This window comes from Nitrospirillum amazonense (assembly GCF_029594735.1).
GTDB classification, from domain to species: Bacteria; Pseudomonadota; Alphaproteobacteria; order Azospirillales; family Azospirillaceae; genus Nitrospirillum; species Nitrospirillum amazonense.
Genome location: NZ_JARPAF010000003.1, coordinates 96,056 through 120,666 on the forward strand (window position 1 = coordinate 96,056; position 24,611 = coordinate 120,666).

Sequence of the window (24,611 nt, forward strand, 5' to 3'; positions counted from 1 at the left end):
GTCCGCCCCCACCTCCCACCACAGGGGGTAGGCCTGCTCCACCAGCCAGGCCTTAAGCTGGCCGCGCACGGCCGCCGCGTCGGCCACGGCGCCGGTGGGGGTGGAGTTGGGGGTGATGGAGGATTGGACAGCCGCGTGCATCATGGTTCGCTTTCCGGTCCAGCCTTGGGGGAAGAAATGATGGTGACCATAAAAGCGCGGCTGCCTGCCGGCCAGCGCCAAGGCCGTGACCGGCCGTAATATTTCGGTGACCGATGGTCCGACCGCTCGGTGTCCGCTCATGGGGACGCAGGGAATCGCCGCGGAGAACCGAAACAGCACGGTGGCTCGAGGTAATGTTGTGGGGAGTTCTGGCATGACACGACGAGCGTCCAAGAACATCTTCGTGGGCATGGCGATCTGCGGGATGGTCGGCGCGGTTACCACGATGCGGATCATCGAAAAGCCGCTTCTCTTCCGCTGGCTCATATCCGGGGTGCTGATCTGTTCGGCCCTTATCCTTTTGACCCCAGTAGTCTCGCGGGCACTCAAAAGGCGTGCCGATAAGAAAACGGCCCAGGTCCGGTGAAGGACCTGGGCCGCATCGTAACCGCCGCCTGTAGGGGGGGAGAGGAAGGCGGCGGGTGCGATCACTCGGCGGCGTGCTGCGCCGCGTGGCTGCCGATGGCCGGCTGATCCAGCTTCTCATGCGTGATCAGCTTGCCGCCCGCCAGCTTGCGCAGCAGGACGTAGAACACCGGCGTCAGGCCCAGGCCGAAGAAGGTCACGCCCAGCATGCCGAAGAACACGGCGACGCCCATGGCATGGCGCATTTCCGCACCCGGCCCCGTCGACATCACCAGGGGCACCACACCCATGATGAAGGCGATGGAGGTCATCAGGATGGGACGCAGACGCAGGCGGCTGGCCTCGATCGCGGCCTGGACGGGGGTCTTGCCGTGGATTTCCAGTTCACGGGCGAACTCCACGATCAGGATGGCGTTCTTGGCCGACAAGCCCACCAGCACCATGAAGCCGATCTGGGTGAAGATGTTGTTGTCGCTGCCCGTCAGCCACAGGCCGGCCAGGGCCGACATCAGACTCATGGGCACGATCAGCAGGATGGCCAGCGGCAGGGTCAGGCTCTCGTACTGGGCGGCCAGCACCAGGAAGACCAGCAGCACGCTGATGGGGAACACCCACAGGGCGGAGTTGCCGGCCAGGATCTGCTGGTAGGTCAGGTCCGTCCATTCCAGCTTGATCCCCCGGGGCAGGACCTCATGCGCGATCCGCTCCGCGGCGGCCTGGGCCTGGTTGGTGGAATAACCGGGGGCCGGGCCGCTGTTGATGTCGGCGGCGGTGTAGCCGTTGTAACGCACCACCATTTCCGGACCATAGGTCGGGCTGACGCTGACCAGCGACGACAGCGGCACCATCATGCCCTGGGCGTTGCGGGTCTTCAGCAGGCCGATATCGTCGGCATGGGCGCGGAACGGGGCGTCCGCCTGCACCCGCACCTGGTAGACGCGGCCGAAGCTGTTGAAGTCGTTGACGTACAGCGAACCCAGATAAATCTGCATGGTGTCGAAGACGTCGTTGACCGACACGCCCAGCTGCTTGGCCTTCACCCGGTCCAGGTCCACGTTCAGCTGCGGAACGTTGATCTGGTAGCTGGAGAATGTCGGCCCCAGCTCCGGCGTCTTCATGGCCTTGGCGATGAAATCGTTGGAGGCCTTGGCCATGGCCTCGTACCCCAGGGCGCCGGTATCCTCAAGCTGCAGCTTGAAACCGCCCAGGGTGCCCAGGCCCATGACGGGCGGGGGCGGGAAGACGGCGATGTAGGCGTCCTTGATGCCCGCGTATTCCTTGCGCAGGTTGGCGGCGATCTCGGCGGCCGAGATGTGGCCGGGACGATCGTCGTAATGTTCCAGCGGGACGAAGACGATGCCGGCGCTGGAGCTGTTGGTGAAGCCGTTGACCGACAGCCCGGGGAACGAGACCGCATGGGTCACGCCCGGCTGCTTCATCGCGATCTCCGACATCTTGCGGATGACCTCCTCCGTGCGGTCCAGCGAGGCGCCGTTGGGCAGCTGGGCGAAGGTCACCAGGTATTCCTTGTCCTGGGCGGGCACAAAGCCGCCGGGCACGGTGTTGCCCAGGAAGACGGTGGCACCCAGCAGGGCGACATAAATGCCGACCATGATGCCCTTGTGCCGGATGACGCCGCCCACGCTGTTGCCATAGGCCTGGGACCCGCGGTGGAAGACCTTGTTGAAGCCCCGGAAGAAGGGGCCCAGCACGGTGTTCATGCCGCGCGTCAGCCAATCCTGGCCGTCATGGTGACCCTTCAGCAGCAGGGCCGCCAGGGCGGGGGACATGGTCAGCGAGTTGAAGGCGGAGATGACGGTGGAGATCGCGATGGTCATCGCGAACTGCTTGTAGAACTGGCCGGTCAGGCCGCTCATGGCCGCTAGCGGCACGAACACGGCCACCAGGGTCAGGGCGATGGCTATGATGGGGCCGCTGACCTCGCGCATGGCCTGGTAGGTCGCTTCCTTGGGCGACAGCCCCGCCTCGATGTTGCGCTCGACGTTTTCCACCACGACGATGGCGTCGTCGACCACGATGCCGATGGCCAGCACCATGCCGAACAGCGATAGCGCGTTGATGGAATAGCCGAAGGCCAGCAGCAGGGCGAAGGTGCCGACGATGGAGACGGGCACCGCCAGCAGCGGGATGATGGACGCCCGCCAGGTCTGCAGGAAGACGATGACCACGATCACCACCAGGGTGATGGCTTCCAGCAGGGTGTGGATCACCGCGTTGATGCTGGCGCGGACGAACTGCGTCGGGTCATAGACGATGCGGTATTCCACGCCGGGGGGCATGTCGGTGGCCAGTTCCGCCATGGTCTTGCGGACCTCGTCGGAAATGGCCAGCGAGTTGGCGCCCGGCGACTGGTTGATGGCCATGGCCACGGCCGGCTTGTTGTCCAGCAGCGCCCGCAGGCCGTATTCCGAGGCGGCCAGCTCGATGCGGGCCACGTCGCGCAAGTACGTCACGCCGCCATCGGCCGTGGTCTGCAGGATGATGTCGCCGAACTCCGCTTCCGTCTTCAGACGGCCGCGGGCGTTCACCGACAGCTGCAGGGGCACGCCCTTCACCGACGGGGACGAGCCAATGACGCCCGCCGCCACCTGGACGTTCTGGTCACGGATGGCCGCCACCACGTCCTCGGCGGTCAGGTTGCGCTGGGCCACCTTCTGCGGGTCCAGCCAGACGCGCATGGAATAATCGCCCGAACCCCAGACCTGCACCTGGCCCACGCCCTGGATGCGCTCCAGCCGGTCCTTCACGTTCAGGACGGCATAGTTGCGCAGGTAGGTCATGTCATAGCGGTCGTTGGGCGAGATCAGGTGCACCACCATGGTCAGGGTGGGGGAGCTCTTGATCGTCGTGACACCCAGGCGCTGCACGTCCTCCGGCAAGCGCGGCAGCGCCTGCGAGACGCGGTTCTGCACCATCTGCTGGGCCAGGTCGGGGTTGGTGCCCAGCTTGAAGGTGACCGTCACCGCCAGGTTGCCGTCGCTGTTGGCCTGCGACTGCATGTACAGCATGTTCTCGACGCCGTTGATCTGCTCTTCCAGCGGCGCCGCGACGGCTTCGGCGATGACCTTGGGGTTGGCGCCCGGGTATTGGGCGTGCACCACCACGGTGGCGGGCACCACCTCGGGATATTCCGAGATGGGCAATTGGAATACGGATATCAGGCCGGCCACGAAAATGGCCACCGACAGCACGCCGGCGAAAATCGGCCTATCGATGAAGAAGCGGGAGATGTTCATGGCTGTTCTCTAAGGGAACGGGCGTTCATCCAGGCACCTCGGGGGTTACGCCTCACAGGGCGGAACCGGCGGCGGTCTGCCGGGTCTGGGCGGCGGGGTTCTCGCCCGCCATGGCGACGTTCTTGGGCTTCACCGCGTCGCCGGGGCGGGCGAACTGCACGCCGTTGACGACGATGCGCTCCCCGGCCTTCAGGCCCTTGGTGATGACGCGCAGGCCGTCCTGCATGCCGCCCAGGGCGACCTCGCGGTAGGCGACCTTGTTGTCGTCACCGACCACCAGGACGTACTTCTTGTCCTGGTCGGTGCCGATGGCGCGGTCGTCCACCAGCAGGGCCTCATGCGGGCTGCTGCCGCCGACCTTGATGCGGGCATACAGGCCGGGAACCAGCAGGCCGTCCGCGTTGTCGAACTTGGCGCGCACGCGGATGGTGCCGGACACGGTGTCCAGGTGGTTGTCCACATGCTCCACCGAGCCGGTCCGGGAATAGCCGTCCTCGGTGGCGAGGCCCAGCTGCACCGGCGCGGTGCCATCCTTCACGCTGGCGATGTAGCGCAGGTAGGTCTGCTCATCCACGTCGAAGGAGGCGTAGATGGGCGAGACGGAGACCAGCGTGGTCAGGGGCACGCTGGCGGCACCGGCGGCCACGATGTTGCCCACCGTGATCTCCGCCCGGGAAACGCGGCCGTCGACGGGGGCCACCACGCGGGTGTAGCTGAGGTTCAGGCGCGCCACCTCCAGCGCCGCCTCGGCTGCCTTCACGTCGGCGGCGGCGGTGCGGGCGGTGTTCTCGCGATCGTCCAGGTCCCGCTGGGGGATGGCGTTGCTGGTGATCAGCTTGCGGGCGCGCTCCAGGTCCGTGGTGGCGAAGCGCAGGCGCGACTGCGCCGACGCCAGCGCCGCCTCGGCCCGGTCAACCTCCGCCTGGAAGGGCCGGGGGTCGATGGTGAACAGCAGGTCGCCCTTCTTCACCAGGGCGCCGTTCTTGAAGTTCACGGCCACGATGGGGCCGGAGATCTGCGGACGGATGTCCACATGCTCCACAGCCTCCAGCCGACCGGAATAGCTCTGCCAATCGACGACGGTGCGGGCCAGCACCGGGGCCACATCCACCTCGGCCGCCGGCGGGGCGGCAGGGGTGGAGGCGGCCTGGGCGCCGGAGGGGCCGTGCAGGAAAAAGCCGCCGATGGCGACCAGGGCGACGCCGGCGGCCAGCGCCAGCACCAGCTTCGTGCGCGTGTTGGACATGAATGATACTCCTTGAGACGGCGTTGGCGGGGCGTTACAGGCGACGCCCGAGAAAGTTGGCGATGGCCGCCAGAGCCGCGGGATTGGCGGCCAGGTCGGCATGGGAAACGCGGGGGAAACGGGTCACCTCGGTGGGCACGCCGGCCCCGATCAGCTGACCCGCGTACTTCTCGGCCTCGACGTGCAGCACGTCGTTCTGGGCCGTGACGATCAGCGCCGGGGGCAGGCCGGCCAGGCGCCGGGACTCCAGCGGCGCCGCATAGGGATGCAGGCGCTGCGCCGCTTCGGGCAGATAGGCGCGGTAGCACTTGGCGCAGTCGGCGATGGTGATGTCCGAACTCAGCAGCGTCTCGTCCCCCACCCGGGTCAGGCTGGGGTCCAGCATGGGGCCGATCAGCACCTGCGCCTTCAGCGGCACGTCGCCCTGGTCACGGGCGATGAAGGTCAGCGAGGCGACGATGTGCCCGCCGGCGTCGTACCCGGCCACGCCCAGGCGGTTGGCGGCGCCGCCGAAGTCCTTGGCGTGTTCGGTGGCCCACAAGGCGGCGCGGTAGGCGTCGCCGGGGGCGGCGGGGAAGGGGTGGGCCGGGGCCAGGGAATAGCCCACGGAGATGACGAAGGCCGGCGTATGCGTGGCGATGAAGCGCGCCGCCGGATCGGCATCGTCCAGCCCGCCCTTGGTGAAGCCGCCGCCGTGGAACACCAGCACGACCGGCAGCGAGGGCCGCAGGGTCTTGCGCGCCACGGCCGGACGGTACAGGCGCAAGGTCACCTCCTGGGCATAGCCCGGGATGCGCGTCTCGCACACGGACACCTCATCCGGGCCGCTGGCGGTTGTTTCACAGGGATTATGGCGCGATGGCCTGGACATTTCACACGGACGCGGGCGCGTCCCTCCTGGTTTATGACAGGGTGGACTGTATGAGGGGTGCCGCGGCGAATAAATAAGTGTTTCGCTGCTACACAATTCGGATTGCCAGAACAATCGCGCCATTCGGAGACGGCGACGCGTACCGCGGCCGGTGCGCTGCGGTACGCATAGGGCGAATTGTCAGGGAGAGGGCGGTACTCAGAAACCCCGGAGCATGACGCCGATGAAGGGCAACAGGTCGCACAGCGCAAGTCCGGCGAACAGCGACAGGCCGGTGCCCATGGCCGCCAGGACGGCCAAAGTCATGCGAGCGTCCGGGGTCAGCAGGTGGCTGGAGGCAGGCGCCTCCCCCACCAGTGATGTGGGAAGCGTCAGGCTGTTCTGGACATCAAAGGTCGGTGCGGCCATCGAACGAACTCCTCACGAACGGGTGACGCCAGGCATACGCCAGGAACTGCGGCGGTCGCGTCCCGTTTCCCGCCGTCAAATCGGCGCGGATGCGGGCGGCGGTATCGGCCGCGGGTTCCGGCAATGACGCCGGCATCAGGCAAGGGGCGGCGCGACCGATGGCTGCCAAGACCAAGGGTCACGCCAGGGACAACGCGTCCGCGCCCCTCTCCAATGGAAAAGGACGATCAGGCCGCGAGACTAGGTTGGGGCCCCGAACGGGGCGGTTTCGCGAAGGGCGGACCCTCGGAGCATCCCTTGGATCCGGGCCGCCTACCGGTCCGTGACCGGCACTGCAGCAACGGTTCCATCATAGCGAACGCCGCTCTAGGCGGAATACGCGATAATGCGAATAGTCTGTTTAGAAAAAACCGTATAATCGGGGCATTGGGGGCCGCAATGCCGCGAAGGAGGCTCCGCTACGGGGCTGGACCTACTTGAGGACCAGAACGGCACCAGCTTCATAAAACAAATAAGCCTTCTGTGCATCAACGAAGGCGAAGGCACCGACATTGCTCCCGTCACAGCGGATCCAGCCGTAGGTGGCCTGGGGCTGCGGAAAGGCTGGCCATTTCCAGCTGCCGCCGAAATGTTGGCCGAGGTCGGCGACCGGCCGGGACTTGATGTCGTCATAGCTCAAGGCGTGTGTACAATCCTCGGCGAAGGGATCCGTCAGCGCGTCGGCCTTCATGACGACCTGCAGGCCAATGGCGGATGACAGGAGTGCCCGATCCTGGGTGGTCGCCCCCTCGATGGCGGTGACGGTCCAGGTCTTCTGCCAGAACGGTGCAGCCGGCTGGGCCCCCGCCGGCTGAGCTCCCGCTGGCAAGCCTAGCGACAGGGACAGGAGGACGCTCAACGCAGGGATCGACTTCATGGACGGTGACCTCAACTGATGGCTTTCACCAGCCTGATGAAGAAATGCGGTTTCTTTGACCAAAAGAAGTCATCCAGCGACACGAGGGCTACGCCGGTCGATGATTGCGATCCGATCCAGTGCGTAGTGTCGTAAACGATGCCGACATGATCGTATGGAATCTCCGGGCCCTTGCGGAAGCAAATGAGATCGCCGACCTCCGGGGTGCCCGTTACCGCAATGAAATTGGGGCTGCTGAAGATGCTGTTGGCGGTCATGAAGGTGAGGCCCCGGGACGGATACGCCTGCTGCAGCACGTACATCGTGAAGCCGGAGCAATCGAAGCCGTTCGTCGTGTGGCCTTCCCAGGTGTAGGGCTTGCCCTTGGCCTGGTCCCACACGCTCTTGGCGACAGTGGCAATCTTGGCGTCGCCGGGACCGATAGCTAACGTGGCACTCATACCTTTCTCCGCACCGATCTATTCCCTTTGCCAGTTAGGGTAGATCGGCGTGCGGGGCTGGCAATGCCTGTCCCAAGGGCGTAGCCCCATGGAAGGTCAGGCGCAGATCAGGCACTTCTCCTCATCCTCCACGTCGACCGTGACCGGGGCTGGGGGCTTTTCGGGGCAGAGGGTGGCCTGGCCGTTGAACAGGGGGCAGCTGTCGAACAGGTCGGCCACCCAGTCCACGAACACCCGCACCTTGGGCGACAGGTGGCGGTTATGGGGATAGACGGCGGAGATGGGCATGGGCTCAGGCTTCCACCGGGGCAGCAGTTCCTTCAGCTGGCCGGACAGCAGGTAGGGCTTGGCCATGAAATAGGGCGGCTGGATGATGCCCAGCCCCTCCAATCCGCAGGTGAGATAGGCGTCGGCGTCGTTCACGGCCACCGGGCCGGCGGCCTTCACCTCCTGCACCTCGCCCTCCACAATGAAGGACAGGTCGATGATCTTGCCGGTGCGGCTGTGGAAATAGTTCACGGCCTGGTGCCGCTCCAGATCCTCCAGCGTTTCGGGCACACCGTAGGCGGCGATGTAGGCCGGGCTGGCGCAGGTCACGCCCTGGAATACGCCCACGCGCCGCGCGATCAGGCTGCTGTCCTGCAGATGGCCGACGCGCACCACGCAGTCCACGCCGTCCTGCACCAGGTCCACCGGCCGGTCGCCCATGCCGATCATCAGGTCGATGTCGGGATATTGCCGGCGGAATTCATGGACGCGCGGGATGATCAGCAGCCGGCCGATGGCGCCCGGCATGTCCACGCGCAGCTTGCCGCGCGGGTTCTTCTTCATGTTGGCGAAGGAGGACTCCGCCTCGTCGATGTCGGACAGGATGCGGACGGCGCGCTCGTAATAGGCGGCGCCGTCGGGGGTCAGGCTCAGGCGCCGCGTCGTCCGCTGCAGCAGGCGCACGCCCAGGAAACCTTCCAGGTTCTGGATGATGGTGGTGACGGACGCGCGGGGCAGGCCCAGCGTGTCCGCCGCCTTGGAGAAACTGTTCACTTCCACGATGCGGGTGAACACCTGCATCGCCTGCAACTTGTCCATGGAACCCACCGGTTTTCACACGATCCGGAACAATGTAGGTAATTGGACGGTCCGGTTCCAGGTTCGCGGTGACGGGCCGTCAGCGGAAGCGCGCCGCCCCGCGCGCGATGGCGGCCAGCTTGTCCTGCGCCGTGCCGCCGGCGCAGATGGGGTTGTCGGCGAAGGTGGCGAAGCCGCAATCGGGGTGCAGCAGCACCCGTTGCCGCCCGAACAGGTCGATGGCGTGCCCGATGCGGGCCGCCACCGCGTCCGCATCCTCCACCGCCGCGTGCTTCTGATTGACCACGCCGACCCCCACGCGGGCGTCCTGCGGCAGGGCCTGCAGGATTTCCATTTCCCCGGCGCGGGGTGTGCACATCTCCAGCAGATAGGCGCCGACCCTCACCTGGGCCAGGGTGGCGACCAGGGGGGCGTAGCTGCCGGACAGGGCCACGCTTTCGTCCGGCGTCCAGTTGCCCCGGCAGACGTGCAGGGCGGTACGCTCGCGGGGGAAGCCGGCCAGGACGGCGTTCAGCAGGTCGCGGGCGAAACCCAGCTCATGGTCGGGCCCCAGCGATTCCGAGAGCGCGCCGCACATGAAGCTGCGTTTGTTCTTGGCACCGGCGAACACCACTTCCGACAGCACCGGCTCATCGAATTGGACCAGCGTGGCCCCGGCGTCCAGTACCTCCGCCAGTTCTTCCCGCAGCACCCGCACGATGTCCTGGGCCAGGGCCTCGCGGCTGGCATAGGCTTGGTCGGAAATGCATTCCATCCACATGGTGCGGGTCAGCAGATAGGGGCCGGGCAGGGCCACCTTCACTGGCTTGGCCGTGACCGTGCGGGCGAAGTCCACCTCGTGCGCCACCAGGGGGCGGGAACGGACCAGCGGTCCGAACACCGCTGGATGGCGCACCTCGCCCGCTGGAATGTCCAGGGCCCGCAGTTCCGCCTCGAACTCTTCGGGATCGTCCACCAGGGGCAGCAGGTCGGTCAGGGGAATGAGCTGGCAGTTGTCCAGCCGGCTGGCGACGAAGCTGGCATAGCTGTCACGCCGCTGCTCCCCATCCGTCACCACATCCACGCCCGCCTTTTCCTGGGCGGCGATCGCCAGCCGCACGGCGTCGTCGGCGGTCTCATGGAAGGCCTGCTCCGGCAAACGGCCCTCGACATAGGCATGCATGGCCTCGGTCATCCACCGCGGCCGCGGCCAGGATCCGATGCCCATGACCGCTAACTCCGGCAGGAGTGGCGCCGCCACCGGCTCGCGCCGCCGGGCGGGGGTGACGGGCGCTGTCACCATCGGTGCCGCCGGCTTGGGGGATGCCGCCGTCCGTTCCGCCAGGGCGCCCTTGCACACCAGGAAGCTGCGCTGGCGTCCCGTCTTGGTCCAGGACACCAGTTCGTTGCGGGTCATGCGGCACCAGGCCGGCAAATCCTCGTCCACCGACACCTCGGACGACAGGATCTCCAGCAGGCCGCCACGCGGCAGCGGGTCGATATGCTTGCGGATCAGCAGCAGCAGGCCGTTGCCGCAGTCAAGCTCCCCCCCGTCGAAGGAGACGTCCGGGCTGTGGGCGTGGCGGGCGATGGGGTCCATGGGGAAGCTGTCCGATCAATTGCCATAGAGACGCGCGGCGGCGGCGGCGTCGAAAAGACTGGCGGGCAGGTCCGCCATCACCCGGCCACCGGCCAGGCCGATGATGCGGTCAGCGGCGGCGCGGGCCAGGTCCACCTGATGCAGGCTGCATACCACGCCAACGCCGCCATCGTTGCCTTGGGCGTCGCGCGCGATGTCGCGCAACAGGTCCAGCACTCCGGCGGCCGTGGCGGGGTCCAGGCTGGCCACCGGCTCGTCGGCGACGATGAGGCGCGGGCGCTGGGCCAGCGCCCGCGCGATGGCCACGCGCTGCTGCTGGCCGCCGGAGAGGGTGTCCGCCCGCTGTCCCGCCTTGGCCAGCAGGCCGACGCGGTCCAGGCACTCCAGGGCCAGCAGGCGGTCGGCGCGATCGAAGCGGTGTGACCAGCCGCGCCAGGCCGGCACATGGCCCAGCCGGCCGGCCAGCACATTGTCCAGGGCCGTCAGCCGGCCCACCAGGTTGAACTGCTGGAACACCACGGCCACGTCGCGCGCCAGGCGCCACCGGTCGCGGCCGGCGGCCCGCGCTATGTCCTGCCCCCCCACCCGCACGGACCCCGCATCGGGTGGGGCCAGGCCGGCCAGGCAGCGGAACAGGGTGGTCTTGCCCGCGCCGCTGGGGCCCAGCACGGCCACCACTTCACCCGCGCGCACGCTGAAGCTGACATCCGCCAGGGCGGTATGGCCGTTGAAGGCTTTGGCCAGGCCGTCCGCGCGCATCAACGGTTCCGCGGGATCGACGTCAACACGGGGAAGCGGCGCGTCCATCACGCCAGCCTCCGGCGCAGCCAGCCGGAAAACTGGTCCAGGGCCGTAACCACCACCAGGATGACGGCGATGATGGTGACCAGGCGGGGGAAATCCAGCAGATCCATGCTGTTCTTCAATTCCTGGCCGATGCCGCCGGCGCCCACGACGCCCAGCACGGTGGAGGCGCGGACATTGAACTCCCACCAGAACAGGGCGGTGGACAGCATGACCGGCGCCACGTCGGGCACCAGGGCGTAAAGGATGGCCGTCAGCCGGCCGGCACCGGTGGTGCGCACGGCCTCCAATGGGCCCAGATTGGCGCTTTCCAGATGGTCGGCGAACTGCTTGGCGGCGCTGCCCCAGGTATGCAGGGCGATTCCCAGCACGCCGGCGAAGGGCCCCAGGCCCACCGCCGCCACGAACAGCAGGGCGAAGACGAAGCTGTCGATGCCGCGCAACGTGTTCAGGAACCAGCGCGCCGGATGGTACAGCCGTGGCCAGGGCGTCAAGGGGCGGCTGGCCAGGATGGCCATGGGCAGGGCCAGCAGCACTGCCAGTGTGGTGCCGATGGCGGCCATGGCCACGGTCTCGGCTGTGCGCAGCGCGAACAAGGGCAGCTCATGCAGGTCAGGCGGCCAGGCCGTGGCCAGCCAGCGGCCCAGCTTGGGCAGGCCCACCGCCAGCTTGTGCAGGTCGATGCCTGCCAACCGCCAGGATATGGCGTAGAAGGCCAGCAAGGCGGCGCAGATCACCCACAAGCGCAAGCGGCGGGCCGTGAACCCCCGGTCCGCCGCCTCCATGCGCCGTAGCGCCTGTTCCGCCCCGCTGGTCATCAACCTGTCCGATCTCAAGCCTTGGCCTTGATCTTCCCCAGCGCCAGCCCCGCCTTCTCGATCATGTCGTAAGAGGCATGGGTGGCGGCCACGAAGCCCGTGTAGCGGTTGGGCAGCAGGGCCTTGGCCTGGTCCACCGTGATGGCGGTCAGGATCTTGCGCACCTGGTCGCCCATGCCGGCTGGGGCGTTGGCCGGCAGGACGATGGCGTCGTTGGGCAGGGGGTCGGAGGTCCAGACGATCTTGTTCGCGTCCTCCTTCACCTTGCCGCTGGCGATCATGGCGTTGCGGTTGCGGTCAAAGTCGGTCGCCAAATCCACCTGGCCGGAGCTTACGGAAATCTCGTTGGCGGCGTGGGTCGCGCCTTCCGTGTAGGTCCAGAAGGTCTTGGGATCGATCTTCCAGACCTCCTTGGCGTAGTAGCTGGGAATCAGCCAGCCGGAGGTGGAGCCCACGTCGGCGAAGGAGATGGTCATGCCCTTGGTGTCGTCCGGGAACTTGGCGACCTTCAGGTCCGGCCGGGCGATGATGACGCCCAGGTAGGTGGGCTTCTCGTCATACTTGACCGTGGCCACCGCCTGGCAGCCGGTGGCGTTGTTGGCGATGATGTAGCCCCAGGGCCCCATCCAGGCCAGGTCCAGCTGGCCCGAGCCCATGGCCACGGCCATGCCGGCCCAATCGGTGGTGGCCACCAGCTCGAAATCCACGCCCAGTTCCTTGGCCAGGTGGGCGAACAGCGGCATGTAGGCCTTCTTGGTGTCCTCCGGCGAGGGCAGCAGCGGCCCGATGCCGAAGCGCAAGGTCTTGCGGGCCTGCGCCAGGGCCGGCGTGGCCAGGGCGGCGGCGGCCAGGCCGGTGCCCGTGACGATGCCCCTGGCGATGAACGTCCTGCGATCCATGTGCGTATCCTTGTCCCCGGGGTCAGTAGCTGACGCTGGGGGCGCCGTCGCTCATGAACTCCACCAGCTTGGCGCCGCCCACGATCTTGGCGCCGGGGACCAGCTTGCCCTCGTCCAGGCCGCGCTTCTTGAAGCAGGGGGAGCAGACATAGATGGTGCCGCCGGCGGCGGCGAAGTTGGCGATCAGCTCCCTCAGGGGGGCGAAGCCTTCCTCATGGATGTCGTCGGCATAGCCCGCCTGGGACAGGCGCGTGCCCTCGATGGACAGGAACACCACCGTCTCCTTGTCGGACGCCACGGCGGCGTTGGCGATGACGAAGGCCACGGTGGCCTTGTCGGTGTCGTTCTTGGCGCAGCTTAGGGAAACGACGAATTTTCCAGGCATGGTTACTCTCCGGTGAAGGGGGGCTCACGGCCAATCGGGCCGGGAGCGGATCCAGAAGCTGTGGGTGGCGGGGTCGTGGCGGATCAGCGTATTGCGGGTCATGCGGCACCAGGCCGGCAGATCCTCTGGCGCGCCGCCGTCATGGGCGATGACGCGCAGCACGGCGCCGGGCATGGCTTTCAGCCGGACGCGCAGCAGCATCACCAGCTCGCCGCAGCCCATGTGGCCGGCATCCCAGGTGTCGCTGTCCATGTCACGCATCTCCGCCACGCCAACCGCTTTCCGCCCATGCCCGACCCGGACATGAACCGCCGCGCATGCGCCCAGGCGCACGCGATCCCATGAGGATTCCTGAAGGGAAGGAGCGTGTGACGGCCACGGACGTCCCCGTGGTCACACGGGCATCGGGCCAGCCCGGACCGGGCATGACGTGGGACCGAAACGCTCAGCGATCACCCTAGGTTAGCGCCGGGACGGGCGTCAAGGCGCGGCGGTCGCCCGCCCGGTACCGGGCCCTGTTCGGCGGTGTTTTCTTATAAAAAGGTGTCAAGGATACAAGGCGTAAAGGAAAGGGCCGGCACGCGGACGTGCCAGCCCCTCGCGTCAAAGCCGCTGAGACGGCGGGCTTAGAACCCGGCCTTCAGGGTGACGAAGAACTGGCGCGGGGCCAGCGGGTAGATGGCGTAGGTGCCGGAGGCCGAGCCCACGGTGATGGTGCTGGCCGCCTTCTTGTCCATCAGGTTGGTGACGTTCAGCGCGATGGAGGACGACTTCACGCCTGGGGCGATCGCGCCCAGGTCGTAGCTGGCTTCCAGGTTGAACTGCCAGTAGGAAGGGACCCACAGGTCGTTGGTGTAGGTGGCGTAGCGCTTGCCGTAGTACTCGCCGCTGACCTTGGCGCCGAAGGCGCCGTAGTTGCTGCTGACGATGAAGCGGTTCATCCATTCCGGATCGCCGGGGATCAGCTTGCCGGCGGTTTGCACGGTGCTGGCGCCGCTGACATAGTTCTGGTCGTACTGGGAGTGGTTGTAGGACAGGGCATCGTAGACCGAGAAGTGGTCGCCCAGGTGCACGGTGGCGGCCACGTCGACGCCGTCGGTGGTGACGCTACCCACGTTCTGCAGGATGCCGACGCCGCCCACGAAGCTGGTGAGGGTGGCGTTCGGGCTGATCAGCAGCTGACGATTGCTGAAATCGACGTGGTAGTAGTTGATCTGGCCACCGATGCCGGTGATGAAGCCCAGGTCCACCGGGTGGTCGCCGCGCCAGCCGGCCTCATACGTCCACGAGGTTTCGGGGTTGCCGGTCCGCTTGAACAGGTCGAAGGCCGCCTGGCTGCCCAGGCTCCATGGCGAGGCGCCGCCCAGGCCATAGGTGATGTACTGGCGCAGGTTCTTCTGGATGTTGAAGAAAAGCTGGTCGTTGCTGGTGATGTCCCACAAGGCGCCGACCTGCGGCAGGAAGCCTTCCTTGGTGTCGATCTGGCCCTGCGGCAGGTTCACGGTGGTGCCGCTGTAGGAACCGGACAGCGGCTGCACCGGCATCTTGCCGTCGGCGAACTGCAGGCTGGCCTTGAAGCCGGCCTGCAGCTTCACGGTCGGCAGCACCTGCCACTGGTCCTGCAGGTAGGGCTGGATCACGTCGTTGGTGATCTTGCTTTCCACCTGGGTGAACAGCGCGTTGTCCGGCACGTCATAGGGCGTCAGCGGGTTGGTCAGCGACAGCTGATACCAGCGCCGGGCGGTGGTGGTCTCGTTATGCTCCCACCACACCCCACCTTCGATCTGGTGGTCGCCCAGGGTGTAGGTGGCGTTGGAACGCACGCCTTCGCGGTCGATGGTGTACTCGGTGGTGCGCACGCCGTAGCCGGTGTTGCCCAGGATGGTCTTCAGGTTCTGGCCCGGGTAGTAGACGTTGAACACCGAGGCGGCGCCGCTGATCGGCAGGGCCACGATGCCGCGGCCGTCGTCATGGTGATAGTAGACTTGGTTGTGCCAGACCAGATCGTCGCTGAACTGGTAGTCATAGCTGACGTAGCCCAGGTAGTCGGTACGCTGCGCCGCGCTGAAATAGTTGGAATAGTTGGCGCCCAGGGCCGCCGGGGTGTTGCCCTTGGCATCGACGTAGGTCAGCGCCTTGGCCAGGTCCGGGTACAGGAAGGGGCGGGTATAGGGCTGGTAGGCCTGGTTGGCGGCGATGGAGGTCGCGTCCTCGTTGGGCTCGACCTTGTCCGACCAGTCGAAGAAGGCCTTCAGCGTGCCCTTGTCACCGGCGTGCACGAACTTGCCGTTGACCTGGTAGCCGCCCTGCTGGCCGTTGAAATCCCAGGCGCGGGAGTCCTGGCGCACGAAGGAGACGTAGCCGCTGTTACCGCCGCCCAGGTCGCCGGTGTCGATGCGGGCGAAGGTGCGGAAGGTGTCGTAGCTGCCGAACACCTGCTCCACCTGCGCGCCGGCGTCAGCCTTGGGGTCGTCGGAGAACACGGCCAGCGTGCCGCCCAGGTTGCTGGTGGAGGCGGTGCCCAGGTCACCGGCGCCCGACGCCAGGCTGATGCGGCCGATGTTCTCGCTGATGATGGCGCGCTGCGGCGACAGGCCGTTGTAGTTGCCGTAGGACTGGTCGCCCAGCGGCACGCCGTCCAGGGTGTAGCCCAGCTGCTGGGCGTTGAAGCCATGGATGTAGAGCGAGGAGTTCTGCTCGTTGTTGCCCCACGGGTCGGCGTTCTGGAAAATGACGCCGGGCAGCATGTTGATGGCCTTCACCGCGTTCACGCCGGGCATGATGGCCTGGATCTCGCGGGTCGGCAGCTCGATTTCCGACGCGGAGCGGCGGGACGAGGTGACGATGACCTCCTGCATCTGGTCGGTGTCAGCGGCGACCGCGTCGGGCGCCTGCTGCGCCGAGGCCGGCAGGGTCAGGCCAGTCATCAGCGCCAGGGCGGCGGCCGATGCCAACAGGTGACGGATTTGCATTTCTTTCCCCCAGGGCTACGAAATTGCTGGGGTAATAGCCACGCTACCGCAGTGCGGCAAATTAAGATTTGATTTCAAAATCGGTGCGGCGATATTACAGGATCATGTAGGTTATACTTACAACGAATGGTTTCTGACCGCCGTGATTATGCCTTAAGGGCAATATACTGCACAATTGACGCGGTGGCGAGATGCCGCAGACACGAAAGGCGCTTGCTGGCGGGCGGTGGCGCCCGTCCTGTCGTCGCATCCTTGCCCCGTTTATCGGTGGGCCCTATAAAACCTCATCCATTGTTCAGGTTCAGGTCCACTCCATGCCCGCTCAGCCCAAGCTGAAACGTGAACTTTCCGTGGGGGAGGTGGCGAGACGCGCCGGCGTCGCCGTCTCCACCCTGCATTTCTACGAGTCCAAAGGCTTGATAACCGCCAGCCGCAGCACCGGCAACCAGCGCCGCTATCCGCGAGAGGTGCTACGCCGCATCGCCATCATCCGCGTGGCTCAGCGCGCCGGCATCGCCCTGGCGGACATCCATGCCGCCCTGGGCACCATCCCGGACGGGCGCACCCCCACCCAGGCCGATTGGCGCCGCCTGTCAAGCGGCTGGAAGGACATGCTGCAGCAGCGTATCGACAGCCTGATGCAGCTTCGCGACCAGTTGGAAACCTGCATCGGTTGCGGCTGCCTGTCACTGGGCGACTGCCCCCTGCGCAACCCCTACGACCGCTTGGGCGCCGATGCGGCGGGCCCTGTGCTGTTGCAGCTGGGTGTGGGCGGGGCAGCGGAGTGAGGCGACGGTGGTCTTACGGCAACATCAGGCGGACGTTGCTTGCCGCAACACCGTGCTCAAAGTGGCGAGCGGCAGGCCCGACCTCAACGCCAGTTCCAAACGGATTGCATCATGACGGAGAGGCGTAGGGCGAGGTTGGAGACCGCGTCCAGGGCCTGCGCCATAGGGTCATCGGCGGCCTTCAAGGCGGTATTCATCCAACTCAGCCATTGCGAAGGGCGTTTGGTCCTTCGCCGCAATGGAATGGCGCAGCGTCGTCAGCGCGGACGCTGCCGCTTTCGCTGAGGCGATATCCTTGCCACCATCGATAGGACTGAGTTTGGCGACGGGACGACCGTGGCGGGTGATGATTACTTCCTCGCCCGCTTCGACCTTATCAAGCAGCGCAATCAAGCAGCGCAGCCAAATGGGTTTTAGCTTCAAATGCGCCCACGGTGGCCATGGCGGGTCTCAAACTGGTTGGAAGACCAGTTTAATTGAGGGTGAGCTTTTGTCCCCGAAAACTTTACACCCCCGCGCCCGTATCACCGGCTGTGACGGGGTGGGAAGGGTTGACATGGCGGTACGGCGATTGATGGCGCAGGGGGTGGTGCTGGCGGCCTTGCTGCCCTTGTGCACTGGTTGCTTCTTTGCGGCGCGGCAGGGGGTGAAGGCGCTGCGGGGGGATAAGCACACGGCGCCGGCGGCTTGCGACGGCACGGTGCTGCCGCCGGGCATGCCGGCCGGGGTCGATGGTCCCTATGCCCTGGTCCAGCATACCGTGCCGAGCGCCGCCGCAGGGCGGGAGGTGCAGGTCTTTCTGCCGGCGCAGGCGCTCGGCCCCAGCCCGGTGATCCTGTTCGCCCATGGCTTTGGCGCCGACCGCTGGACCCTTTATGAAGGGCTGATCCGCCACCTGGTCAGCCGGGGGGCGGTGGTGGTCTTCGCGCCCTATCCCACCCTGGGCGCCACGCAGGACCAGCGCTATGGCGCATTGTGGGATGGCTTTGCCGCGGCCGTGGCGGCCGAGGGGGCGGCCATGGACCTCAGCCGCGTGGGCATCATCGGGCATTCCTTCGGCGGCGGGGCGGTGCCCTTCCTGGCCAGCCGCGCCTTCGTGGATCGGGGCTGGGGCAGCCGGGGCGGCTTTATCCTCATGCTGGCGCCCTGGTACAGCTATGGCACCAGCGACAATGACCTCGCCCACCTGCCGTCCTGGATCCTGCGCGGCTGGCAGGTCTATGACGGCGACACCGTGAATGACCAGCGCATGGCGGCGGACCTCTACGCCCACACGCCGGCCACGGCCGGGCGCTATTTCTTCCAGGCCAATTCCGGCACGCTGAGCCTGCCCAAGGGGTCCACGTGCCCGCTGACGGCCGATCACCGAACACCCGTTCAGGGCAATTCCCCGCTGCTGCAACGCCTGGCGGTCTATCCGGTGGTGGATGCGCTGGCCGACCAGGCCTTCATGCCCAGCGCCGACACGGCCGCGAAACTGGCGGCCCTGGGGCACCAGGGCGGCGGATACCGTCCCCTGGTACGTGAGGATACGCCCGTCCCGGCCAAGCCGCAGGACGCCTACCGTTGGCCTTGGGCGCATCCCCGCAACCCGCGCCAGGGTGAAGGCACCCCCTGATCAGCGCACTACGGGCACGACCCGCTGGTCGATGGCGCCGAAGACGCTGGCGCCGTCGGCCAGCTTCACCTCCATGCGCACCCGGTCGCCATAGCGCATGAAGGGGGTCTTGGGCTCTCCCTCGTCCAGGATCTCGATGCCCCGCCGCTCCGCGATGCAGCTGGACCCCACGGTGCGGTAGCTGTCGTTGGACACGGTACCGGAGCCGATGATGGTGCCGGCGCACAGGTCGCGCGTGCGCGCTGCGTGGGCGATCAGCTCGTGGAAGCCGAAGGCCATGGCCCCCCCATCCGCCGCGCCGAAGCGGGCGCCGTTGAACCAGACGTCCAGCGGCCGGTGCACGCGTCCCTCCCGCCAGGCGTCCCCCAGCTCATCCGGCGTCACCGCCACCGGGGCCACGCTGCAGGGCGGCTTGGCCTGTACCCAGCCGAAGCCGGTCTTCATCTCGCGCGGTGCCAGCACGCGCAGGGACCAATCGTTGATCTGCACCACCAGGCGCACATGGGCCAACGCCTGCTCCGCCGTCACGCCCAGGGGCACGGCGCCGGTGATGACGCCGAACTCCCCCTCGAAATCGATACCGTCCGCCTCCGATGGCAGGGGTACGTCCGCCGTCGCCGCCAGAAAGCGGTCGGAGATACCCTGGTACATCAGGGGCTCCGTCCCCTGGACGTTCTCGATCTTGAACACCTTGGCCATCAGCTCGCCATGGCTGAGATAGGCGGAACCGTCCAGCCACTGCCAGGCGCGGGGCAGGGGCGCCAGGGCCTGGGCGGGGTCGAAGGGGAAGGTGTCGCGGCCGATATTCACCGCCTCATACAGGGCCTGCAGCGCGGGGGCGACCTCGTCCCAGCGCTCGATGGCATCCTGCAGGGTGGCGGCGATGCCGTCGGCGTAGGCGGCACGGCGCAGGTCACGGGAGACGACGACCAAGCGGCCGTCGCGCGTTCCGTTGGGCAGGGTGGCGAGTTTCATCAGCCCACCTGTTCCCCAAACGTCTCGGCGATCCAGTCGGCGATGTAGTCGCGGCCATAGGACATGTTGTCCACGCCCACATGCTCGATGCCGCCCTCGCGCGGGGTGAAGATTTTCAGCTCCCGCTTGGGGCTGTTGACCAGCTGGTCATAGGTCTGATGGGCGTAGTCCAGGCTGATCTGGCGGTCATTCTGCCCATGAGTGACCAGGAAGGGCACCTTGATGCGTTCCACCACGCCATTCAAATTCATGCCCTCCGCCTTGGCGAAGAAGTCGTCCATGTCCTTGGCGCCGAACACCCAGCTGACATGGGCCCAGTAATGGGGCACGGGGTTCTCGCCTTCGCGCGCCAAGCGCTTGTGCTGCACCTCGGCCCAATTGTGGTTCGCACCCCAGACGACGCCCAGGGCGAAGCGCGGCTCGAACGCCACGGCGCGCGGGGTGAAGTAGCCGCCCAGGGAAATGCCGGTGAGGCCGATCCGTTTGGGGTCGATATCCTCCTGCGTCTCCAGCCAGTCCACCACCTTGGACGCCCATTCCTCCGATTTGTGGGTGGCGGGCAGGTTGTGCAGGCGCAGGGCCTCACCGCTACCCGGCTGATCAATGCACAGGGTGGAAACACCCCGGCGCAACAGCGCCTCCGGCAGGCGGGACCAGTACAGCAGCTCCTTGCAGCTATCCAGGCCATTGACATAGACGACCACCGGCTTGCGGCCGGGGCCTGGCGCGCGGGTGTAAAGGCCGGCGATGACGCCGCCCTGGTAGGGGATCTCGATGCGCTCGGCGTTCTCCTTGCCCAGCGCCATGGCGCGGCGAAAACTGTCCTGCGCCTTGGCGTAGGTGTCGGCCCGGCCGGGATGGCCGTGGCCCTGCATGCGCTCCGCCGTCGTGTAATAGAGCGACGCGCGCTGCAGCTTGGTCCCGGCGGAGAAGTTGCGGCCCCGGGCCTCATCCTCGGCGGCCAGGTCGACCAGCTTGTCGGCCATGGCCACCCAGTGCTTCAGGAATTCGCCCGTCCCCGCGTCCTCGCCCCGCGCGGCGGAGTCGCGCAGCGGCCGGCACATCTCGTCGATCTCGCCGATCTGGGCGCCGGACTCGATGGCGATGTCCACCGACAGGTTCCAGACGTAATTCTTGGGGAAGTATTCGAACATGGGGTCCTGGCCTCTGGTCGCGAAAGGGGCGCTGGGCCTGGGGTGTCCGGTTGGACCACGGGGGACGATATGGGCGCCGTGGCACCCGGTCAGGGGACCATTCGGCCCCTATTCTCGATTTTCCTCCCGCCGTCCACCGCCGCCGCAGGCATCAGCGATACGCACGGCAAGCACCCTGACGCGGAGGAAGCTATTTGGGAAATCGAACGATGCGATGGAACGCTAACGGTTTGGGTGATGATGCGGTGTCACAATCCGCACCTATGATTTGCCCCCTTTCGGGTTGCCTGGGGGTGTGACTACACTCGTATTGAGGGCATATCTGCTTGTGCGCCCGACGGGGCAAAGGCTATCAGGGGCTGCACGATTTCGACTTTCTGAACGGTTCGGCCATGGCGTTTCAGCTTCCTGCTCTTCTCCGCTATTGGCGCGCGGCGCTGCTGGATAGTTTGCGGCTTATCGATCCGCAGTCGCTTGACCTTCTGGCTTGCTCCCGCGAAGCGCTGGCCCAGGGTCGGATCGACGGTAACGCGCTGACGGAAATCTGGCACAAGGCGGAGACGGGGCTTTCGGATAAGGAAAAGAAAGAACTGCAAACTGTGGCCGTGGTGATCGCGCCGCAGGTGCTGGAGCCCGAGAAAGACCATTCCGACAGCTACAGCACTCTCAAGCGCTACCGCGTGCCCCTCTGGCTGTATGGCCGCGTGAACCGGGAGGGGCTGCTGCAGCCGACGAATGACCCGCCGTTGGTGGACCGGGCCGTGATGATGCCATTGGCTTCCGCCGTCCCCGTCTTTACCACGGTGGAGGCGCTGGACAGCCACCTCGACAATAATCGCCCTCCCGAGGCTGGCAGTGACTGGGCCGCTGTCTGGGGCTATGCCATGGCCATGTGCGACAGCCTATTCGGTGGTCGGCCAGGGGCGTGGGTTCCGGATCGCTACGTTGATCAGCAGACCGCCTTCGTCGCCTTAGGCAAGCCGCCCGTGGATACGACCAGCGCGATCCGCGCTGTGTATGAGGTGCTGATAGACACCCCGGAAGAAGCGCCGCCTCTGCTTGCGCGTCTGGCGGCACCCCCGCCGCCGCGTGAGATCACCAATTGCCTGGATGTCGAGACAGCCCGCGCTGCCCGCCACCTGGGTGAAATGGGGGGCGCCTTTCCGCTAAATCCTAGCCAGCGGCAGGCCTTGGGCGCCTTTCTTGCCCTTGCTGACGGTGACGTCCTGGCATTGAATGGTCCCCCTGGAACCGGAAAAACGACTTTCATACAGAGCGCCGTGGCGTCGATCTGGGTGGAAAGCGCGCTGGTTGACGGGGGTGAGCCACCGGTGATCTTGGCAAGCTCGACCAACAATAAGGCCATCACCAATATATTGGATTGCTTTGAGCGGGCCGCCTTGCCGGACGGGCATGCGCTATCGGGGTCACACCTTGTCCGCCGCTGGCTGCCGGACCTAACGCAATATGGGCTCTACCTGCCCTCCCAACGTGAGGTCAAAAACGGGTTGCGCACGGGGTTGGCGGCGGCTTGGTGCCCGCAGAATGGCCAGCCATGGGCAGGCTTGCCAGGAGCGATGGAAACCCAGGACTATATTAATCGGGCCGAACCCCATTGGCGCGCGCAGTTTACGCAATGGGCCGGCAAATCACCTGCGAACATGGCGGAGGCGGTGGCGACGTTGCGCGCCGCCCTCACCGCGAAAGTCGAGGCGGTCAAGGCCTTGGAACCTCGGCGCGCAGCGGCCCAGGCGATGGTGGGCGCCTATGGGGCGGTGACGGCTGAGGCCATCAAGGCGTTGCGGCTGCAGGCGGCGACCCTTCGCCGACAAATGGACGAATTACGCCAGCATGGCGGTCACGCGGTGCACCTGGTCGAGGGGTCGCTGATCGAATCGCTTCTTTCATGGTTGCCGCCGGTCAAGCGCCGGCTGTGGATGCGGGCTTATGGATACCTCGAGGTCCATGGCTTGGCGGACCCCGCCTGGGATTGGGATACTGTTCTGGACGCCACATCTTTGCGGCGTTGGCTCGCAGAGCGGATCCGGCTGGTCACCGCGGCTATGGCCGCCAACACGGCGGCACTCTCCGCTTGGGACTGCTGGGTCGCCGCAGTTGCCGACTTGTTGCCGACTCTGCCACCAGAAGCAGCGCTTGCCAGTGCCTCGGTCGTCGATGCGGCACTGGATACGCAGGTTCGGCCCGAGCTGTTCCACTTGGCTGGCCGCTATTGGGAAGGCCGCTGGCTCATCGAGGTGGGCCAGGCGCTGGAGCGCAATGACAAGACTTTCACGGGCCGAAGCCGGGATGTGTGCGAACGCCGGTGGCGCCGGTTCGCCAAGTTAACCCCTTGCCTCGTCTCCACCGCGTTCACCGCGCCCCGGCTGTTGGACTATTACAACGGTGACACCCGGCGATTGTTTAGTTTCATCGACCTGCTGATCGTTGACGAGGCGGGCCAGGTGCCCCCCCAGGTCGGTGCTTGCCTTTTCGCGTTCGCGCGCAAGGCCTTGGTGGTTGGCGACACCTTGCAATTGGAACCGGTCTGGGGCGTCAATGCAGACATCGACGGTGGGAATCTCGCGCTGTTCCAATTGGACGGCGATGCGCTGCGCGGCGCCGGCATGCTGGCGTCAGAGGGGTCGATGATGGCGATGGCCCAGTCCGCCACGACCTTCTCGGCGAAGCCGCACCAGGGGCTGTTCCTGGAAGAGCATTGGCGTTGCCGGAAGCCCGTGATCGCTTATTGCAACGAGTTGGCATATCGCGGTCGGCTTCGCCCCATGCGTGAAGACGCGCCTTATCCACTGCCACCACTGGGCTATGCACATGTTCGTGGCCGTCCTTCGCGCTCTGGTCTCAGTCGGATCAATGCCGATGAGGCGATGGTCATCGCTAATTGGCTGAAGCGTCGCCGTAAGGCACTGCTGGACCAGCATGGTGTGACTGTGCTGGGTGCCATCGTCGCCATTGTTACCCCCTTCAAGGCGCAGATTTCCATCCTGAGCCGGGCACTGAGCGCTGCCGGCCTGGATGGGGACGATATTACGGTGGGCACGGTGCATACGCTTCAGGGGGCGGAAAGGGATATCGTTCTATTCTCTCCTGTCTATGGGGCCGACGACGGGACGACTGGGGGGTTGTTCTTCGACCGCGGTGTCAACATGCTCAATGTCGCCGTGTCCCGCGCACGGCAGAGTTTCCTGGTGTTCGGCGATTTGCGGCTGTTCAACCCAAGTCAGCCGTCACTGCCGTCAGGCCTCTTGGCGCGCCACCTATTCTCCGCGCCCGAGAATGAGATCGCCGATATCGACCCTGTGGGTGGAATCGCCGCGCGTCCATTGTCAGACCTGGAGCGTTTGAGCGATCTAGCCACCCATTGCTCTACGCTACGCCAGGCTATTACCGAGGTTCGTGAGCGGCTCCTGGTTATTTCCCCCTATTTATCGCATGCCGCGATCGAGGCGGATGGACTTGCGCCTTTGCTGGCGTCGCGTCGGGGCGGGCCCAAGATTGTTGTCGCTTATGACGCGGATTTGAATAGTGGCGCCGGCCAAAAATTGTACCCCCGTGCCGCGAAGGCGCTTGAGATGCTCGGGGCCGCCGGCGTGGAACTTTGGGCGTTGACGGGCGCGCACAACAAAACATTGGCGGTAGATGATCAATGGATCGTCGAAGGATCGTTCAACTGGCTGTCGGCTGTGCGGCAACAGGACAGCATCTATCATCGCCACGAGGTGTCATTGCTTTACCGTGGCCGCGAGGCATCCACGCATGTGGACAGCGCCTGGCGGGAGGCGGAACAGCGCCGCAAGAACTGACGCCGCT

Annotated in this window: 21 protein-coding genes; 4 read left to right on the plus strand and 17 right to left on the minus strand. The window is 66.2% G+C overall.

The window, feature by feature from the left end; all coding sequences use genetic code 11:
• Window positions 1-355 precede the first annotated feature (355 nt).
• Window positions 356-568, plus strand: coding sequence for a hypothetical protein (locus tag P5F91_RS18895; protein WP_145613156.1), 213 nt, complete (start codon window positions 356-358; stop codon window positions 566-568).
• A 61-nt stretch (window positions 569-629) separates the two neighbouring features.
• Here the strand turns inward: P5F91_RS18895 and P5F91_RS18900 are convergent, their stop codons facing one another.
• The 14 genes from P5F91_RS18900 to P5F91_RS18965 all read right to left on the minus strand — a co-directional run bounded on the left by P5F91_RS18900 (window position 630) and on the right by P5F91_RS18965 (window position 16,248).
• Window positions 630-3,824, minus strand: coding sequence for an efflux RND transporter permease subunit (locus P5F91_RS18900; RefSeq protein ID WP_145613155.1), 3,195 nt, complete (start codon window positions 3,822-3,824; stop codon window positions 630-632).
• Window positions 3,825-3,876: 52 nt separating this feature from the next.
• A complete protein-coding gene (locus tag P5F91_RS18905; RefSeq protein WP_145613154.1) occupies window positions 3,877-5,070 on the minus strand; it encodes an efflux RND transporter periplasmic adaptor subunit in 1,194 nt (397 codons plus the stop codon).
• 34 nt (window positions 5,071-5,104) lie between these two features.
• A complete protein-coding gene (locus P5F91_RS18910; RefSeq protein WP_246134568.1) occupies window positions 5,105-5,878 on the minus strand; it encodes an alpha/beta hydrolase in 774 nt (257 codons plus the stop codon).
• 261 nt (window positions 5,879-6,139) lie between these two features.
• A complete protein-coding gene (locus P5F91_RS18915; RefSeq protein WP_145613152.1) occupies window positions 6,140-6,349 on the minus strand; it encodes a hypothetical protein in 210 nt (69 codons plus the stop codon).
• A gap of 472 nt (window positions 6,350-6,821) precedes the next feature.
• A complete protein-coding gene (locus P5F91_RS18920) occupies window positions 6,822-7,328 on the minus strand; it encodes a hypothetical protein (RefSeq protein ID WP_277907926.1) in 507 nt (168 codons plus the stop codon).
• The gene (locus P5F91_RS18925) at window positions 7,277-7,705 is read right to left on the minus strand and encodes a C40 family peptidase (RefSeq protein WP_277907927.1); all 429 of its coding nucleotides are present in this window, start codon (window positions 7,703-7,705) and stop codon (window positions 7,277-7,279) included. Before P5F91_RS18925 ends, P5F91_RS18920 begins: the two co-directional genes overlap by 52 nt.
• Before the next feature lie 96 nt (window positions 7,706-7,801).
• Window positions 7,802-8,791: a LysR family transcriptional regulator gene (locus P5F91_RS18930; protein WP_145613149.1), complete on the minus strand. Its 990-nt coding sequence runs from the start codon at window positions 8,789-8,791 to the stop codon at window positions 7,802-7,804.
• 79 nt (window positions 8,792-8,870) lie between these two features.
• Window positions 8,871-10,370 (minus strand): 5-methyltetrahydropteroyltriglutamate--homocysteine methyltransferase, encoded by a 1,500-nt coding sequence (locus P5F91_RS18935; RefSeq protein ID WP_145613148.1) that lies wholly within the window; start codon window positions 10,368-10,370, stop codon window positions 8,871-8,873.
• A gap of 15 nt (window positions 10,371-10,385) precedes the next feature.
• Window positions 10,386-11,177 carry a phosphonate ABC transporter ATP-binding protein gene (phnC, locus tag P5F91_RS18940; RefSeq protein ID WP_145613147.1) on the minus strand — a complete coding sequence of 264 codons (792 nt, stop codon included), beginning with the start codon at window positions 11,175-11,177 and terminating at the stop codon, window positions 10,386-10,388.
• The gene (gene phnE / locus P5F91_RS18945; RefSeq protein WP_186454955.1) at window positions 11,177-11,992 is read right to left on the minus strand and encodes a phosphonate ABC transporter, permease protein PhnE; all 816 of its coding nucleotides are present in this window, start codon (window positions 11,990-11,992) and stop codon (window positions 11,177-11,179) included. Before phnE ends, phnC begins: the two co-directional genes overlap by 1 nt.
• A 14-nt stretch (window positions 11,993-12,006) precedes the next feature.
• Entirely contained in the window at window positions 12,007-12,891 is an 885-nt protein-coding gene (locus P5F91_RS18950) for a phosphate/phosphite/phosphonate ABC transporter substrate-binding protein (RefSeq protein WP_145613145.1), read from the minus strand.
• A gap of 22 nt (window positions 12,892-12,913) precedes the next feature.
• Window positions 12,914-13,276 carry a DsrE family protein gene (locus P5F91_RS18955; protein WP_145613144.1) on the minus strand — a complete coding sequence of 121 codons (363 nt, stop codon included), beginning with the start codon at window positions 13,274-13,276 and terminating at the stop codon, window positions 12,914-12,916.
• Window positions 13,277-13,300: 24 nt separating this feature from the next.
• A complete protein-coding gene (locus P5F91_RS18960; RefSeq protein WP_246134578.1) occupies window positions 13,301-13,537 on the minus strand; it encodes a sulfurtransferase TusA family protein in 237 nt (78 codons plus the stop codon).
• 365 nt (window positions 13,538-13,902) lie between these two features.
• The gene (locus P5F91_RS18965) at window positions 13,903-16,248 is read right to left on the minus strand and encodes a TonB-dependent receptor (RefSeq protein WP_145613143.1); all 2,346 of its coding nucleotides are present in this window, start codon (window positions 16,246-16,248) and stop codon (window positions 13,903-13,905) included.
• 314 nt (window positions 16,249-16,562) lie between these two features.
• Here P5F91_RS18965 and soxR point away from each other — a divergent pair, with 314 nt between their 5' ends.
• Window positions 16,563-17,036 carry a redox-sensitive transcriptional activator SoxR gene (soxR, locus tag P5F91_RS18970; protein ID WP_145613142.1) on the plus strand — a complete coding sequence of 158 codons (474 nt, stop codon included), beginning with the start codon at window positions 16,563-16,565 and terminating at the stop codon, window positions 17,034-17,036.
• A gap of 168 nt (window positions 17,037-17,204) precedes the next feature.
• Here the strand turns inward: soxR and P5F91_RS18975 are convergent, their stop codons facing one another.
• Window positions 17,205-17,429, minus strand: a complete 225-nt coding sequence (locus P5F91_RS18975; RefSeq protein ID WP_277907928.1) for a type II toxin-antitoxin system Phd/YefM family antitoxin — start codon at window positions 17,427-17,429, stop codon at window positions 17,205-17,207.
• Window positions 17,430-17,592: 163 nt separating this feature from the next.
• Between P5F91_RS18975 and P5F91_RS18980 the strand changes: the two genes are divergently transcribed.
• Window positions 17,593-18,654, plus strand: a complete 1,062-nt coding sequence (locus P5F91_RS18980; RefSeq protein ID WP_277907929.1) for an alpha/beta hydrolase — start codon at window positions 17,593-17,595, stop codon at window positions 18,652-18,654.
• On the opposite strand, the gene P5F91_RS18985 is transcribed toward P5F91_RS18980, so the two are convergent.
• Both P5F91_RS18985 and P5F91_RS18990 read right to left on the minus strand, forming a co-directional pair.
• Window positions 18,655-19,629 carry a fumarylacetoacetate hydrolase family protein gene (locus P5F91_RS18985; protein WP_277907930.1) on the minus strand — a complete coding sequence of 325 codons (975 nt, stop codon included), beginning with the start codon at window positions 19,627-19,629 and terminating at the stop codon, window positions 18,655-18,657. It abuts the gene before it with no gap.
• Window positions 19,629-20,783: an alpha/beta hydrolase family protein gene (locus tag P5F91_RS18990; protein WP_277907931.1), complete on the minus strand. Its 1,155-nt coding sequence runs from the start codon at window positions 20,781-20,783 to the stop codon at window positions 19,629-19,631. Before P5F91_RS18990 ends, P5F91_RS18985 begins: the two co-directional genes overlap by 1 nt.
• A 392-nt stretch (window positions 20,784-21,175) precedes the next feature.
• On the opposite strand from P5F91_RS18990, the gene P5F91_RS18995 reads away from it, so the two are divergent.
• On the plus strand, window positions 21,176-24,604 hold the full coding sequence (locus tag P5F91_RS18995) for an AAA domain-containing protein (RefSeq protein ID WP_145613137.1): 3,429 nt from the start codon (window positions 21,176-21,178) through the stop codon (window positions 24,602-24,604).
• Window positions 24,605-24,611: the final 7 nt, after the last annotated feature.

Bases quoted from the DNA above. Each gene is read 5' to 3' on its own strand.
- P5F91_RS18895 (WP_145613156.1), top strand. From the start codon at position 356: ATGACACGACGAGCGTCCAAGAACATCTTCGTGGGCATGGCGATCTGC.
- P5F91_RS18900 (WP_145613155.1), bottom strand. From the start codon at position 3,824: ATGAACATCTCCCGCTTCTTCATCGATAGGCCGATTTTCGCCGGCGTG.
- P5F91_RS18905 (WP_145613154.1), bottom strand. From the start codon at position 5,070: ATGTCCAACACGCGCACGAAGCTGGTGCTGGCGCTGGCCGCCGGCGTC.
- P5F91_RS18915 (WP_145613152.1), bottom strand. From the start codon at position 6,349: ATGGCCGCACCGACCTTTGATGTCCAGAACAGCCTGACGCTTCCCACA.
- P5F91_RS18925 (WP_277907927.1), bottom strand. From the start codon at position 7,705: ATGAGTGCCACGTTAGCTATCGGTCCCGGCGACGCCAAGATTGCCACT.
- P5F91_RS18930 (WP_145613149.1), bottom strand. From the start codon at position 8,791: ATGGACAAGTTGCAGGCGATGCAGGTGTTCACCCGCATCGTGGAAGTG.
- P5F91_RS18935 (WP_145613148.1), bottom strand. From the start codon at position 10,370: ATGGACCCCATCGCCCGCCACGCCCACAGCCCGGACGTCTCCTTCGAC.
- phnC (WP_145613147.1), bottom strand. From the start codon at position 11,177: ATGGACGCGCCGCTTCCCCGTGTTGACGTCGATCCCGCGGAACCGTTG.
- phnE (WP_186454955.1), bottom strand. From the start codon at position 11,992: ATGACCAGCGGGGCGGAACAGGCGCTACGGCGCATGGAGGCGGCGGAC.
- P5F91_RS18950 (WP_145613145.1), bottom strand. From the start codon at position 12,891: ATGGATCGCAGGACGTTCATCGCCAGGGGCATCGTCACGGGCACCGGC.
- P5F91_RS18955 (WP_145613144.1), bottom strand. From the start codon at position 13,276: ATGCCTGGAAAATTCGTCGTTTCCCTAAGCTGCGCCAAGAACGACACC.
- P5F91_RS18960 (WP_246134578.1), bottom strand. From the start codon at position 13,537: ATGCGTGACATGGACAGCGACACCTGGGATGCCGGCCACATGGGCTGC.
- P5F91_RS18965 (WP_145613143.1), bottom strand. From the start codon at position 16,248: ATGCAAATCCGTCACCTGTTGGCATCGGCCGCCGCCCTGGCGCTGATG.
- soxR (WP_145613142.1), top strand. From the start codon at position 16,563: ATGCCCGCTCAGCCCAAGCTGAAACGTGAACTTTCCGTGGGGGAGGTG.
- P5F91_RS18980 (WP_277907929.1), top strand. From the start codon at position 17,593: ATGGCGGTACGGCGATTGATGGCGCAGGGGGTGGTGCTGGCGGCCTTG.
- P5F91_RS18985 (WP_277907930.1), bottom strand. From the start codon at position 19,629: ATGAAACTCGCCACCCTGCCCAACGGAACGCGCGACGGCCGCTTGGTC.
- P5F91_RS18990 (WP_277907931.1), bottom strand. From the start codon at position 20,783: ATGTTCGAATACTTCCCCAAGAATTACGTCTGGAACCTGTCGGTGGAC.
- P5F91_RS18995 (WP_145613137.1), top strand. From the start codon at position 21,176: ATGGCGTTTCAGCTTCCTGCTCTTCTCCGCTATTGGCGCGCGGCGCTG.